Here is a 13,788-nt window from a genome sequence, read left to right as displayed (position 1 = left end):
AACACCTTACATATGGCTTTTCACAAACTGCAGAAAACATTTTGCAGAGGTTGTGAGAGCCATATTTTTTTTATGGGCAATTCCAACAGATAGCTTTTTCAGTCCATTAACCGGGACAGCAACAAGCGAAGGCTGACGAAAGAACTGAAAGCTGCTTTCTGTAAGAAGGCTGATCCCTTCGCCAATTTCCACTGCGCTGACAATAGATTCTGCACGGGCAGTACGCAGAAGCTGAGGGTGGATCCCTGCATTATGAAAACTTTGCATACAGAAACGGTAAATGGAGGTGTGCGGAGGCATCAGGATAAAAGATTCTTTTTTCAGTTCGGAAAGAGAGACCGATTTTTTGGATGCAGAGGGATGAGCTTCAGGAAAAACAGCAACCAGACGGTCTGCTGTGAGAGCATGAAAAGTATAGAGCTCCGGGTTTATCATGTGTTTTCGTACAAAGATCAGATTAAAAAAGCCTTTTTCAAGACCGGAAAGAAGTTCTTCGTCTTCTACCTCCTTCAGAGAAAAAGAAAGCTCCGGGTGTGTATCACAAAAACTGTGTATCACAGAAGTAAGATGGTACTGAGAAAGAAAAGGAAGTGTTCCAATATGAAGTGCTTGGAGCTTACTGTCCTTAAAATGGTACACTGCTTCCAGAGAACGATGATACTGTCTGGAAATCTTAAGTGCTTCTTTGTAAAAAAACTCTCCTTCAGGAGTAAGCACAGCAGTACGCTTGCTGCGGTCCCATAAGGTAAGCTCCAGTTCTTTTTCCAGTTTCATGATCTGCTTGGAAAGGGAGGACTGGGAGATATGCATAGCTTCTGCAGCATCAAAAAAAGTCCGGGATTGAGCTGCACAGATAAAATAGTCGATCTGTTCAAGAGTCATGGTAACACCTGCCTTTTAGAAAATAGTGACGAATCATTCCATATTGGAAACAATTATATCATAGAAAGAATTGATTCACCATGTAAAAAAGAGATAAAATAACATAAGAAAATAAAGATGTTACTGAGAACGGAGTGAACAGTAATATAAAGATAACGCAGGAGGTTTTTTATGGCAGAAAAAGTAAGAGATCTGAGAAGTGCTCTGGCACTTCTGGAGCAGATGCCAGATCAGCTGATCGAAACAGAGGTGGAAGTTGATCCGATGGCAGAGCTTGCAGGGGTATATCGTTATGTAGGAGCCGGTGGAACGGTGAAGCGTCCCACAAAGGAAGGACCTGCCATGATCTTTAATCGTATAAAAGGACACCCGGATGCAAGGGTAGCTATCGGTCTTCTGGCAAGCAGAAAAAGAGTTGCTGCTTTACTTGACACTCAGCCGGAAAATCTTGGAAAGATGCTCTGCAAAAGCGTGGAGAATCCAATTCCACCGGTCGATCTTGAAGGCGATGCACCGTGTCAGCAGGTGGTGCATAAGGCAGCAGATCCGGATTTTGACCTCTATAAGCTGGTTCCTGCGCCAACGAACACACCGGATGATGCGGGCCCGTATATCACACTTGGCATGTGCTACGCCACACACCCGGATACTGGAGTTCACGATGTGACCATTCACCGTCTCTGCATTCAGGGAAAAGATGAGCTTTCCATTTTCTTTACACCTGGTGCCAGACATATCGGAGCAATGGCAGAGCGTGCTGAGGAGCTGGGACAAAGGCTGCCGATTTCTATCAGTATCGGAGTTGATCCTGCTATTGAGATCGGTTCCTGTTTTGAGCCGCCTACAACACCACTGGGGTATGATGAGCTGTCTGTAGCCGGTGCACTGCGCAAAGAGCCGGTGGAACTCTGTAAATGTTTAACCGTTAACGAGCGTGCCATCGCCAATGCGGAATACGTGATCGAGGGAGAAGTGATCCCGGGTGTGCGTGTAAAGGAAGATCAGAACAGCAATACCGGATACGCCATGCCGGAGTTTCCGGGATATACAGGGCCTGCAAGTGATCAGTGCTGGCTGATCAAGGTTACAGCAGTGACACATCGTGAAAATCCGATTATGCAGACCTGTATCGGGCCAAGTGAGGAGCACGTATCCATGGCGGGAATCCCTACAGAGGCCAGCATCTATGGCATGGTGGAAAAAGCAATGCCTGGAAGACTTCAGAACGTATACTGCAACAGTGCCGGAGGTGGAAAGTATATGGCTGTCCTTCAGTTTAAAAAGCTTTCTCAAAGTGATGAGGGAAGACAGCGTCAGGCTGCACTTCTTGCATTTTCTGCCTTTAGTGAGCTGAAAAATGTATTTCTGGTAGATGAAGATGTGGATTGTTTTGATATGAATGACGTACTTTGGGCGATGAATACGAGATTCCAGGGGGATGTGGATGTGATCACCATTCCGGGTGTCCGTTGTCATCCTCTTGATCCGTCCAATGATCCTGCATTTTCTCCAAGTATCCGTGATCATGGAATTGCATGCAAGACTATTTTTGACTGTACGGTGCCTTATGATCTGAAGGAAGATTTTCACAGAGCCCGTTTTATGGAACTGGATCCGGAGAAATGGCTGAAAAAATGAAAAAGAGAATTATAGTTGGTGCGACAGGTGCAAGCGGCCTGCCGCTCCTTGTAAAATGTCTGGAGATCATCCGGGAGAATCCGGATTTTGAGTCTTATCTGATCATGAGCTCCAGTGCAGAGCTGACTCTTCGCCAGGAGACGGAGCTGGAACCGGAGGATGTGAAACGATTGGCAGATCATGTATGTGCACCGGGAGAGATCGGGGCAAAACCGGCCAGTGGTTCTTTCAAAACAGAGGGGATGCTGATCGTGCCCTGCAGCATGAAGACGATCGCGGGGATCCACAGTGGCTATGCGGATAATCTTATTCTGCGTGCGGCAGATGTGACGGTCAAGGAACAGAGAACACTGGTGCTGGCAGCCAGAGAAACACCGTTAAGCGGGATTCATCTCCGAAATCTTTATGAGCTATCCATGCTTCCGGGAGTACGGATCATTCCGCCGATGCTGACGTTTTATCATAAACCGGAGAGCATTGATGATATGGTGTATCATATTGCGGCAAAGCTTTTGGAACCGTTTGGGATCGAAGCAAAGGAGTATCGCAGATGGAATGGATTGTAAAAGAGTGTGTGGAGACTGCAGGCTGTAAGCTGGAGGTCAGTGCTGCATTTGTCGGAGAGGATGTGCTTATCTGTCTGAAAGGCGGAGAGAGACCTCATCTGGGATGTGTGGTGCAGACGGAACCGAGAGTGTCTCTGACAGGGGATGGTTCTGTGAGTGCGACTTCTTCAGTTTTGAATTTTCCGGGACATAAGGACGAGGTGATCTGCCGGTGGATGGCGGAGAAGGTTTCGAAAGAGCTGGGAAAGAGAGTGGTTTGCACCGGGGGATTTCATAAGGATGGTATTTCGGAGAAAGAGATCCGGGAGGTACAGGGAAGTGTTGTGCGTCTGACGGAGATGGTGATAGAAGGACTGCAGCGGTAGTTGAGTAACGAACGGCTGGAACCTGCTAAAGTTATTTTCCAAAAGTCCGAGACTTTCTTCGCTCAAACAGCGAATTTTTGAAAAATAACGCAGATTCCAGCCGTCTAAAATGTTTCGGTATTCTATTTATTTTCAAATATATTCTCGCGGGTAATATTCTTAGCCCACTTCCCACTAAGATACCTTTTGATCACCCATGGCCACTTCACAAATTCATCCGTACAGAGCAGAAAATACACCCACATAACCGGCAGCTTCAGTACAAAAGCAGCGAAGAATCCAAGGGGTACTGCATATACCCACATATCAATGGTATCACAGATCAGACCAAACTTTGTATCACCACCTGCCCGGAACACACCGGCGATCAGGGTTGTATTTACGGCAGACCCCATAATATAATAGCTGTTGATCAGAAGCATATATTTCAGATAATGCATGGCAGTGGGTGTCAGGGACGCAAATCTCATTACGAACGGTGTGATGGCAAGAACGATAAGTCCGCCCAAAAAACCTGCAATAACAGTAAGCTTCAGTGTTTTGGAAGCATAACGCCTGGAACGTTCCAGATCGCCCTGCCCCATAACATTGCCTAGAAGGATACCTCCTGCACTGGCAATACCGAAACAGAAAACAGAGCCGATATTACGGACTACTACAACCAGAGAATTGGTAGCAACCGCATCCGTACCAAGATGCCCCAGGATCACAGAGTACATGGAAAAACCAATACTCCAGGAAATATCATTGCCAAGAGCCGGCAGGGAAAGCCGCACGAAATCACTGAACAGCAGTTTGTTTTTTGTGAACATACATCGGAGATCCAGTCGGACATTTTTGCTGAAAGCAGAAACAATAAAACAGGCGATCAGCTCGATCATTCTGGAAAGTGCAGTAGCAATAGCCACACCGGTAGCACCAAGCTTGGGTGCTCCGAACAATCCGAAGATAAAAGTCGCATTCAAAAGAATATTCAGTCCAAAGGCCAGCATATTCATCGCCATGCTGGTAGTCACCCGTCCAATGCTTCGAAGAACAGCCAGATAAACCTCCGTCATACCCCAGCAGATATAGGTGATACCCATAATGCGGATATAGGAAGAACCAATGGCCAGAAGCTCCGGATCGTTGGTGAACAGTTTCATCATCATCTGTGGCATGGTAAATGCAACGAGTGCCACGAGAACAGAGATGATCATGGAAAAACGAAGAGCGATTCCCTCGATGATCTGAATGGCTTTGTAATCTCCCTTTCCATAATACTGGGCACAAAGCAGGGTGGCTCCCGTACCAAGACCGTAATAAACCATAAACAGGACATTGGAATAATTCGCTGCCAGGGATACTGCGGAGATGGATGACTGACCTACAAAGTTCAGCATGATAACATCGGCGGAATTGACCGCTGCACTTAGCAGATTTTGAATGATGATGGGGATGACAAGCTTAACGATCTGTGGATAAAAATCATCCCGCTGTGAAAGTTGATTTCTCATTTCCTCCTCCCAAAAAATACAATTACAATGACGTGAAAAACAGTAGATCACATACATGGTAACTGTGTCAGCTTTTGTAAAAAATGAAAGCAGACATGATTGCACGATAACATAGTTTACAGGCAGTGTCAATCAGCAAACTGTGGAACTGTTTAAACAACTTACGGGAAAATGACGAATACAAAAAATGAATAAAAAATGTATAAAAAACCATATCAGCAGTTGTTGAGATTTCTAATCCATGATAAACTGAATGAAGATATTTTTCAGAGAAAGAGGAGTAAAAAATATGCCAGTTTTTGATTTCAGCGCAGCACCGGCAGATAAAAAAGAGACAAAAAGCCAGTGCACATATACAACGTTTCGTTCCAATGAAACAAAAGCCACACCGGAGAAACCGGTGCTGATCCTGGATAACGGCAAAAGAGAGTGGAAACATCATTCTTGCGGATATTTTTCCAATCCTGCGAAGCAGACTGCATTTGAGTTTAAGGAAGAGGACGGTGTTTTTCCGGCAGACATCCTGAAGATCGATTCCCGTTTTACAAGCCTGATCAAATGGCTCGGAGAAAATCATATCAACATCCGTCTTTCAGGACAGAATACAGAAGAAGGATATGCTGTTTACAAAATCCGCGAGATCGCTTTTGGCGGAGGCACCAAGCTTTCTGCTGAGGACGGATTTCTTCAGTTTATGATCGAGCGTCTGTTTGCAAGCAGTGCGCCGGCAGAAGAAAATGAGAACGATGAGGAGGAAGAAGACGGTGACGATATGAAGCTTACCAGTATTCAGAGTATCACCGACTTTATGAACTGTGCCGGAAAGACTATGCCGGATAATATCCGTCTCTGGGCAAGAAGGAATCTGGCAGTTGCCCGTTCTCATGAGGTTTCTCAGGAGGAAAGACGCCATGCCCAGAGAGCACTTTCCATCATGATGAATATTCAGTGGAAGCATAATTATTTTGAGTCTATTGATCCGAAGGAAGCACGCCGTATCCTGGATGAGGAGCTTTATGGAATGGAGCGTGTAAAACAGAGGATCATTGAGACGATCATTCAGATTAACCGTACTCATACACTTCCTGCTTACGGACTGCTTCTTGTAGGACCGGCAGGTACCGGTAAATCTCAGATCGCTTATGCAGTTGCAAGAATCCTGAAAATGCCGTGGACAACCCTGGATATGAGTTCGATCAATGATCCGGAACAGCTTACAGGAAGCTCTCGTGTTTATGCAAATGCCAAGCCTGGAATCATCATGGAGGCTTTTTCCATGGCAGGAGAATCCAATCTGGTATTTATCATCAATGAGCTTGACAAGGCTGCATCAGGTAAAGGAAACGGAAATCCGGCAGACGTGCTTCTGACACTGCTGGATAACCTTGGTTTTACAGATAACTATATGGAATGTATGGTTCCGACAGTTGGTGTCTATCCTATTGCCACAGCCAATGATAAGGCACAGATCAGCGCACCTCTGATGTCACGTTTTGCAGTGATCGATATTCCGGATTACACACCGGAGGAAAAGAAGATCATCTTTTCCAGATTTGCGCTTCCCAAGGTTCTGAAACGTATGAGCCTGAAACAGGAAGAATGTATCGTAACGGATGAGGCGCTGGACGCAGTAATTAAGAAATTTGAAGATACCACAGGAATCCGTGATCTGGAGCAGGCTGCGGAGCATATTGCGGCCAATGCCCTGTATCAGATTGAGGTGGATCATGTGAAGGCTGTAACCTTTACCCCCGAGATGGTACAGGAGCTTCTGGACTGACAAAGGGATCTGTTTTGCAATGATAAAAATGCTTCCGGAGATTTTTTCGGAAGCATTTTTGGCTGAGGGAATGCACCTGTTTATGCCGGTCCTGTCTGATCGTAAAGGAAAATTATAAAAATAATGAAATCAGGGATTGCCTGAGAAAGTGTAAATGTGTATAATGGGACAAAAGAGCGTGCGCGTGAACACAAAGCACACAGGAGAGGTTTTGGAGGGTAAAATATGGCAGTAACATTACAACAGATTGCGGAAGCAGCAGGAGTTTCAAGAGGCACTGTGGACAGGGCACTGAACAACAGAGGCCGTATCCGCCCGGAAGTAGAGGAAAGGATCAAAAGGATCGCCCGGGAGATGGGATATCAGCCCAGCCGTGCCGGTCGTGCCCTTGCCATGGCAAAGAGGAAAATCCGTATCGGTGTGATCCTTCAGTATATGGAGACTCCTTTTATGCAGCAGGTTTTAAAGGGAGTCCTGGAAGCAAAAGAAGAAGTGGAGAGCTTTGGCGGAACAGTAAAGATCTATGAAATCGAAGGCGTGGAACCGGAAAAAGTAATGGCTGCAATGGAAGAACTCCGGGAAAAGGGGTTTAATGGAATCGCACTGACTCCATCAGAGGATCAGCTTTTGAGAGCGAGGATCGATCAGTATCAGGAAGAGTATGGAATTCCGATAGTTACCTTTAATGCGGATCTGGAAGATACAAAAAGGTTATGCTTTGTGGGACAGGATACCTTTCAGGCCGGTCGTACGGCAGCAGGCCTGATGTGGGAGATGACAGGCGGAAACGGGCAGGTTGCCATAATTTCCGGACAGGTTGCCAATCCTGGTCTGATCAGCAGGCAGAAAGGATTTACGACAGAGATTAAAGAAAGCTTTCCGGGAATCGAGATCGTGGATATAAGGTATTCTTATGATGACGAATGGGTGGCATCCAAGATCGTGGAAGAATTTCTGGAGCTTTATCCGGAGCTGACCGGGATCTATATTACGGGTCATGGTGTAAAGGGTGTCTGCCAGACCTTGCAGAAGCTTGGAAAGGATAAAACCATGCATGTGATCGCCAATGATTTCCTGGAAGAAAATCTGAAATGGCTGAAAGAGGGGACGATCAATTTCCTTATCGGTCAGGATGCGGCTGTACAGGGACATTCTCCGGTGATTATTTTGTTCCAGCTTCTCTTTGACAGCAAGGCACCGGAAAAGGAATACCAGTATACAGATATTGTGATCCGGACGAAATATAATATGGGTTAAAAAGGAATTGCTGTTGCGTATAGAACCCATGATCAGAAATATCATATGGCAGAATCCTGTACAGGGAAAGCAGATTCAGGAGGAAAAATGAATTATAAAAATGTAAAGATCGCAAAAGGTGCCAGGATCGCAAAGCAGTCTGTGATCCTTGGAAATGTAACGATCGGCCGTGACAGCTGTGTATTATATTATGCGGTGATCCGCGGAGATGATGCGCCGGTAGTGATCGGAGAAGAAACAAATATCCAGGAAAACTGTACCATTCATGTGAGCCACAACATGCCGGTCCATATCGGAAACAACGTTACTGTGGGACATAATGCGGTGATCCATGGATGTACCATCGGAGACCGGACATTGATCGGAATGGGAGCCGTGATCCTGGATGGTGCAAAGATCGGAAACGACTGTATCATAGGAGCCGGAAGCCTTGTGACTAAAAATACGGTGATCCCGGATGGCTCCCTGGTAATGGGAAGTCCGGCCAGGATCAAACGAAACCTTACCTGGGAAGAGAAGCTTGGTATCGTGGAAAACAGCAAAGAATATCTTGCTGTGTCCGAAGAGATGAAAGCGCAGGATGTATTATAAAAAAGTGAAGAAGACATTTGTAAACGGACAGCTCCGACTGCTTTGTAATATGAGAAGTAGTCGGAGCTGTAACTTTGTTATATAAAATGCTTATATTTATCGTTTTTTTATTTATCGATCACTTCCACCGGTGTGTCATCCCGTGCATCCAGATCGTTAATATATTTTTTAGTCTCTTTTACGATCACACTGGAAAGCAGTAATACTGCGATCAGGTTTGGAATAGCCATCAGTGCATTCAGGATATCCGCTACGGTCCATACCAGGTTCAGAGAAATAACAGGGGAGATGGCAGCTACCGCAATGTACAGCACACGATAGGGGATGAGTCCCTTTTTGCCGGAAAAATACTCCACGCACCGCTCGCCATAATATGCCCATCCAAGGACTGTAGAATATGCGAAGGAAATGATACCCACTACAAGGATCACAGGACCAAGAACCGGGATCTGCTGAAAAGCCAGTGTAGTAAGAACACCGCCATCAGTGATATTTCCCATGTCGATCGAAGGATTTTTCATAATACTGGTTACCAGAACAAGACCGGTCATCAGACATACCACAACGGTATCCCAGAATGTACCGGTGCTGGAAACGAGAGCCTGACGAACCGGATTTCTTGTCTGTGCGGCAGCAGCGGCGATGGGGGCAGAACCCATACCGGATTCATTGGAAAAAAGTCCTCTTGCGATTCCATACTGCATGGCCATCATGATACCACGTCCTACAAGACCTCCTGCAGCAGCACCAGGGGTAAAAGCAAATTTGCAGATGGTTTTTACTGCGGGAATGATAAAATCGAAATTGATCCCCAGGATGATGATACATCCAATCACATAGAAAAATGCCATAAACGGAACAAGACGCTCACATACATTGGCGATGGATTTGATCCCGCCAAAAATAACAAAAGCAGTAAGAACTGCCACAGCAATGCCGATCGCTGCCGGCGGAATATGAAGGTTCTCATTACATACCGTTGCAATGGCATTGACCTGGGTAGCACATCCGATTCCAAAGGAAGCAAAGCCACCGAAAAAGGCAAAGATCAGACCAAGCCAGCGCATATTTAATCCGCGCTCCAGGGCATACATAGCACCACCCTGCATACGGCCGTCTTTGGTTTTGACGCGGTATTTTACAGCGATGAGAGACTCACTGTATTTGGTGGCGATTCCGAAGACACCGGTAAGCCAGCACCAGAGGACTGCACCGGGACCGCCAAGAGCAATGGCAGTACCGACACCGATGATATTTCCGGTTCCAATAGTGGAAGCAAGGGCTGTTGTCAGGGCGCCAAACTGGCTGACTTCACCTTCCGCATTGGTATCTTTGGTGACAGACAGGCGAATGGCGGTACCGATCTTACGCTGGATCACACCGGTACGGATGGTCATGAAAATATGGGTGCCCAGAAGTAAAATGATCATCCACCAGCCCCACACCAGACTGTCGATCTGGTTTATCACATTTCCGATTGCATTCATCATAGAAATCTCCTCCCTTTCTCAAAGCGAAATTTCTGCAGGACTGCAGAAATAGCACAAGGGCGCACAGACACAGGAAACATGTGCTGTACGCCCTTGTACATTACGCTCTTAAGTTTTGATTATTGCGCTAATTATACAGGAATATTCAGAATAATGCAACAAAAATATTCCATCTGAACAGAAGGTTTTTCTGAAAACCAGATAATCACAGGAGATTTTTTGTTATAGAGAAAAAACAAAGTTATAGAGAAAAAACAAAAATCATGGTAAAATAAAAATGCAGGACAAAAAAGGTTAGATCAGGAGAAAACGTATGAAAAAGAATCACTTTGAATTAAAAAATTATGTTATGGCAACCGGCGTTTTTATCTTGGCGGTTATAGCAGGGATTCTTATTTTTTTCGAGTGTGTGCAGAGGGCTGTACAGGTGAATTCTCAGAATACATTGAAGATAAATGTGCAGAGACAAAGTGAACATTTGCGGACGATACTGGATATTAATTATCAATATCTGAATGAGATTGCCTCTGCAATGGGAAAATCAGAAGAACTTTTTTCAGAAGAAAATAAAGAACAACTGATATCTATTTATGAAAAGACAGACCTGGAGAGGGCTGCTCTTATTGATAAGAATGGAGATGCATACTACGACAATGGAGTAACCAAGAATGTTTCTCATCGCAGATATTTTCAGGAGGCTATCAGTGGAGCGCAGACCATCAGCAATCCCCTGGAAAGCAGTGTGGACCATAAGGTGCGGGTGGTTTTAGGTGTGCCGGTATACAAAGACCATAAAGTGATCGGTGTGTTGGGCGGATCCTGTAATGTTACAGCGCTGAGCCATATGCTTTTTAATGATCTTTTTGATGGAGCGGGAAACAGTCTTCTGGCTACAAGTGATGGAGAGATCATTGCCTTTGACAGTGGTTCGGCGTCTGGTACGGAGATCATATATGGAATCAATCTTTTTAAATATTACGGAGAAAAAAATCTCAAAGGAAAGAATACTCTTCAGGATATTCAGGAAGATTTTAAAGTTGGCGAAAGTGGTCTGGTGAAGTTTAGTCTCAAAGAGAGAAAAGAAGAGGACCGGTATCTGGCATATATGCCTCTTGGATACAATGACTGGATGATCTGTTATGCAATTCCTGTAAAAAGTGCACAGCAGGCTTATGAATTCATTTCTGGTTATGAAATCCTATTTATGGGAAGCTTCTGTATTCTGGTGCTGCTCCTGCTCCTGTATATTGTTGTAAGAAATAATCAGGAGAAAGCGGAATTGGTACGTTCTGCCCAGAAGGATGCGCTTACAGGCGTTTATAACAGAGAGAATACGCAGAAGGTGATCGATGCTATTCTGAGAGAAAAAGCTCCGGAAGGCTTTCATGGCTTTTTGATCCTGGATATGGATCATTTTAAAGAAGTGAATGATGTTTACGGACATGTCATGGGAGATAATGTATTAAAGATGCTGGGAGGTTTTCTTAAAGAGCAGTTCTGGGAACAGGATGTGATCGGGCGTATCGGCGGGGATGAGTTTGTGATCCTGCTCTGTAATATCGGTTCCCGGAAAAATATGGAGAGCAGAATAAAAAAACTTCATGAAAAGCTCAGGGAGATCCGTATGGAAGGCATGGGAGAGCATACATTTACTTTTAGTGCAGGAATTGCTTTTGCACCACAGGATGGAGATACCTTTATGGAACTGTATCAAAAAGCAGATTTTGCCCTTTATCAGGTAAAACGCTCCGGAAGGGATGGCTACCGGATCTATAAATAACAATAAAAAAGACAGAAGATATCCTGAAGAGAAAAAGGAAATCTTCTGTCTTCTTTTTGTATAAATTGGAATGGGAAGCTTTGATGTCCTTAGGCTTCCGGAATTTTTTGAATGATCGTTCTGTTTATGACAACCAGGAAAGTTACGGACACGATCAGAGAAATGATCTCCGCAATGGGGAAAGACCACCATACTGCGTGAAGTCCGCCGATGGAAGCAAGGATATAAGCAGCAGGTACCAGGACAAACAGCTGACGCATGATAGATACGATCATACTGAATACAGCTTTTCCGAGTGCCTGGAATACAGTTCCCGCAATGATACAGAACCATGCGATCAGATAGTGGATTCCTATGATACGAAGTGCAGGGATTCCGATGGTAAGCATATCTTCGGAAGCACTGAACAGCCCCAGCAGTGTTTTCGGAATAAATTCAAAGGCAAGAAAACCAATGAATGTAAAACAGAATGCGATGAACATGCTGACTTTGACAGTTTTAAGCATACGCTTTCTGTGGCGTGCACCATAATTATAGGCAATGATCGGTGTAATGCCGTTGTTAAGTCCAAATACAGGCATGAAGAAAAAACTCTGTAATTTGAAGTAAACACCAAATACTGCAGTTGCAGTGACTGTGAACTGTACCAGGATCAGATTCATGCAGTAGGTCATGATAGAACTGATGGACTGCATGATGATCGATGGAATACCTACTGCATAAATATGGCCGATGATCTTAAGGTCAGGACGGAAGCCCCTGAAGCTGAGCCGGACTTCATGATTAAATTTATGGTTGCAGATTCCGGCAACGATGCAGGCTACACACTGTCCGATCACAGTAGCTACAGCAGCTCCGGTAACACCCATTTTCGGAGCACCGAACAGACCAAAGATCAGGATCGGGTCAAGGATGATGTTGGTGATGGCACCGCACAGCTGAGAAGTCATGCTGAATATGGTTTTTCCTGTGGATGTGAGCAGACGTTCAAAGAAAAACTGTCCAAGCAGACCAAAGGAGAATATCATAACTGTGCTCAGATATTCAATCCCAAATTTAAGGATCTCAGGGTCTGCGTTATGTACCTGGCTGGCATAAAATGGTTTTACTACTGTAAATCCAAGGATCAGGAAAACCAGATAGCTTAAGCCATACAGGAAAGCAGCATTGCTGGCTGTCCGATCAGCTTTTTCAAAATTCTTTTCTCCAAGGGATTTGGAAAGCAGTGCGTTCATACCCACACCGGTACCTGCACCTACTGCGATCAGAAGTGTCTGCAGTGGAAAAGCCATGGAAACTGCCGTCAGAGCATTTTCGGAAAGCATGGCAACGAAAACACTGTCTACAATATTGTACAATGCCTGCACCAGCATGGAGATCATCATTGGCAGAGACATGTTTAGTACAAGCCTTCCTACGGGCATGGTCCCCATTTTGTTTTCTGCTATGGGAGCAGATGTACTTTTTTGATTCATATTTCCTCCATTTTGTATTTTGTAGTTTTTGACCTAATTATATATATTAGCATGAAAATATAAGGGATTCAAGAAAAGAATATCCTTCTGACATTATTATAAATGGTTCATACTATAAGTATCTAAACGATTTTGATAGTTGACATGAATTTTCAGATATGCTATGATTATGAAGATTTTGAAGGACAAGAAAGAGTCTTTTCAAAGCAATTATTTTGGACCACCCCATTTTGGGGTCAAGGCCATACGGACAGCCGGGTCCACTGCCGCTGATGGTAACTTTGGTTGCCTTATTGATTGAGTTAGAAGCTCAAATTTTATAAGTTGGTTCCTTTGATAACCGTCATGCGCCTGTTGCGCAGACTTGTGAAACGGTCAATAAGAGTAGTAAAAGTATGATTGCTATATAGACTCTGACATATATCATCCGGATTCTGATCTCATGTAAATATGGGGATTCTCATATTT

The 13,788-nt window shown here is 44.7% G+C and carries 11 protein-coding genes; 7 read left to right on the top strand and 4 right to left on the bottom strand.

Annotated elements, in window-relative coordinates; genetic code table 11:
* Positions 1 to 6 precede the first annotated feature (6 nt).
* Positions 7 to 882, bottom strand: a complete 876-nt coding sequence (locus LI091_RS06115) for a LysR family transcriptional regulator (RefSeq protein ID WP_173740208.1) — start codon at positions 880 to 882, stop codon at positions 7 to 9.
* Between the two features lie 171 nt (positions 883 to 1,053).
* Here LI091_RS06115 and LI091_RS06110 point away from each other — a divergent pair, with 171 nt between their 5' ends.
* From LI091_RS06110 to LI091_RS06100, 3 genes are read left to right on the top strand one after another with little or no spacing between them, the layout of a single operon-like run.
* The gene (locus LI091_RS06110) at positions 1,054 to 2,520 is read left to right on the top strand and encodes a UbiD family decarboxylase (RefSeq protein ID WP_138277313.1); all 1,467 of its coding nucleotides are present in this window, start codon (positions 1,054 to 1,056) and stop codon (positions 2,518 to 2,520) included.
* Positions 2,517 to 3,086, top strand: coding sequence for a UbiX family flavin prenyltransferase (locus LI091_RS06105; protein WP_044960990.1), 570 nt, complete (start codon positions 2,517 to 2,519; stop codon positions 3,084 to 3,086). Before LI091_RS06110 ends, LI091_RS06105 begins: the two co-directional genes overlap by 4 nt.
* Positions 3,071 to 3,451: a prenylated flavin chaperone LpdD gene (locus tag LI091_RS06100; RefSeq protein WP_110102993.1), complete on the top strand. Its 381-nt coding sequence runs from the start codon at positions 3,071 to 3,073 to the stop codon at positions 3,449 to 3,451. The genes LI091_RS06105 and LI091_RS06100 overlap by 16 nt, the downstream gene beginning before the upstream one ends.
* Positions 3,452 to 3,573: 122 nt before the next feature.
* Here the strand turns inward: LI091_RS06100 and LI091_RS06095 are convergent, their stop codons facing one another.
* Complete coding sequence (locus LI091_RS06095; protein WP_265190938.1) at positions 3,574 to 4,947, bottom strand: MATE family efflux transporter; 1,374 nt, start codon at positions 4,945 to 4,947, stop codon at positions 3,574 to 3,576.
* Positions 4,948 to 5,236: 289 nt separating this feature from the next.
* Between LI091_RS06095 and LI091_RS06090 the strand changes: the two genes are divergently transcribed.
* The 3 genes from LI091_RS06090 to LI091_RS06080 all read left to right on the top strand — a co-directional run bounded on the left by LI091_RS06090 (position 5,237) and on the right by LI091_RS06080 (position 8,575).
* Positions 5,237 to 6,727: an AAA family ATPase gene (locus tag LI091_RS06090; RefSeq protein ID WP_265190937.1), complete on the top strand. Its 1,491-nt coding sequence runs from the start codon at positions 5,237 to 5,239 to the stop codon at positions 6,725 to 6,727.
* A 225-nt stretch (positions 6,728 to 6,952) separates the two neighbouring features.
* A complete protein-coding gene (locus LI091_RS06085; protein ID WP_021650674.1) occupies positions 6,953 to 7,984 on the top strand; it encodes a LacI family DNA-binding transcriptional regulator in 1,032 nt (343 codons plus the stop codon).
* An 87-nt stretch (positions 7,985 to 8,071) separates the two neighbouring features.
* Positions 8,072 to 8,575 carry a gamma carbonic anhydrase family protein gene (locus LI091_RS06080; protein WP_215638391.1) on the top strand — a complete coding sequence of 168 codons (504 nt, stop codon included), beginning with the start codon at positions 8,072 to 8,074 and terminating at the stop codon, positions 8,573 to 8,575.
* A 107-nt stretch (positions 8,576 to 8,682) separates the two neighbouring features.
* On the opposite strand, the gene LI091_RS06075 is transcribed toward LI091_RS06080, so the two are convergent.
* On the bottom strand, positions 8,683 to 10,062 hold the full coding sequence (locus LI091_RS06075; RefSeq protein WP_418443756.1) for an alanine/glycine:cation symporter family protein: 1,380 nt from the start codon (positions 10,060 to 10,062) through the stop codon (positions 8,683 to 8,685).
* 316 nt (positions 10,063 to 10,378) lie between these two features.
* Here LI091_RS06075 and LI091_RS06070 point away from each other — a divergent pair, with 316 nt between their 5' ends.
* Positions 10,379 to 11,845 (top strand): sensor domain-containing diguanylate cyclase, encoded by a 1,467-nt coding sequence (locus LI091_RS06070; protein WP_129974440.1) that lies wholly within the window; start codon positions 10,379 to 10,381, stop codon positions 11,843 to 11,845.
* Between the two features lie 89 nt (positions 11,846 to 11,934).
* On the opposite strand, the gene LI091_RS06065 is transcribed toward LI091_RS06070, so the two are convergent.
* Complete coding sequence (locus tag LI091_RS06065; protein ID WP_173722881.1) at positions 11,935 to 13,320, bottom strand: MATE family efflux transporter; 1,386 nt, start codon at positions 13,318 to 13,320, stop codon at positions 11,935 to 11,937.
* Positions 13,321 to 13,788 lie beyond the last annotated feature (468 nt).

The sequence above is a fragment of the Blautia sp. MSK20_18 genome, assembly GCF_020553125.1.
Lineage (GTDB): Bacteria > Bacillota > Clostridia > Lachnospirales > Lachnospiraceae > Blautia_A > Blautia_A fusiformis.
Note: the sequence above shows the minus strand (reverse complement) of the source record. Positions and strands in the feature narration are given on the sequence as shown.

Coding starts and splice junctions, on each gene's coding strand:
- LI091_RS06065 (WP_173722881.1), bottom strand. CDS start 13,320: ATGAATCAAAAAAGTACATCTGCTCCCATAGCAGAAAACAAAATGGGG.
- LI091_RS06085 (WP_021650674.1), top strand. CDS start 6,953: ATGGCAGTAACATTACAACAGATTGCGGAAGCAGCAGGAGTTTCAAGA.
- LI091_RS06095 (WP_265190938.1), bottom strand. CDS start 4,947: ATGAGAAATCAACTTTCACAGCGGGATGATTTTTATCCACAGATCGTT.
- LI091_RS06075 (WP_418443756.1), bottom strand. CDS start 10,062: ATGAATGCAATCGGAAATGTGATAAACCAGATCGACAGTCTGGTGTGG.
- LI091_RS06070 (WP_129974440.1), top strand. CDS start 10,379: ATGAAAAAGAATCACTTTGAATTAAAAAATTATGTTATGGCAACCGGC.
- LI091_RS06080 (WP_215638391.1), top strand. CDS start 8,072: ATGAATTATAAAAATGTAAAGATCGCAAAAGGTGCCAGGATCGCAAAG.
- LI091_RS06105 (WP_044960990.1), top strand. CDS start 2,517: ATGAAAAAGAGAATTATAGTTGGTGCGACAGGTGCAAGCGGCCTGCCG.
- LI091_RS06110 (WP_138277313.1), top strand. CDS start 1,054: ATGGCAGAAAAAGTAAGAGATCTGAGAAGTGCTCTGGCACTTCTGGAG.
- LI091_RS06100 (WP_110102993.1), top strand. CDS start 3,071: ATGGAATGGATTGTAAAAGAGTGTGTGGAGACTGCAGGCTGTAAGCTG.
- LI091_RS06090 (WP_265190937.1), top strand. CDS start 5,237: ATGCCAGTTTTTGATTTCAGCGCAGCACCGGCAGATAAAAAAGAGACA.
- LI091_RS06115 (WP_173740208.1), bottom strand. CDS start 882: ATGACTCTTGAACAGATCGACTATTTTATCTGTGCAGCTCAATCCCGG.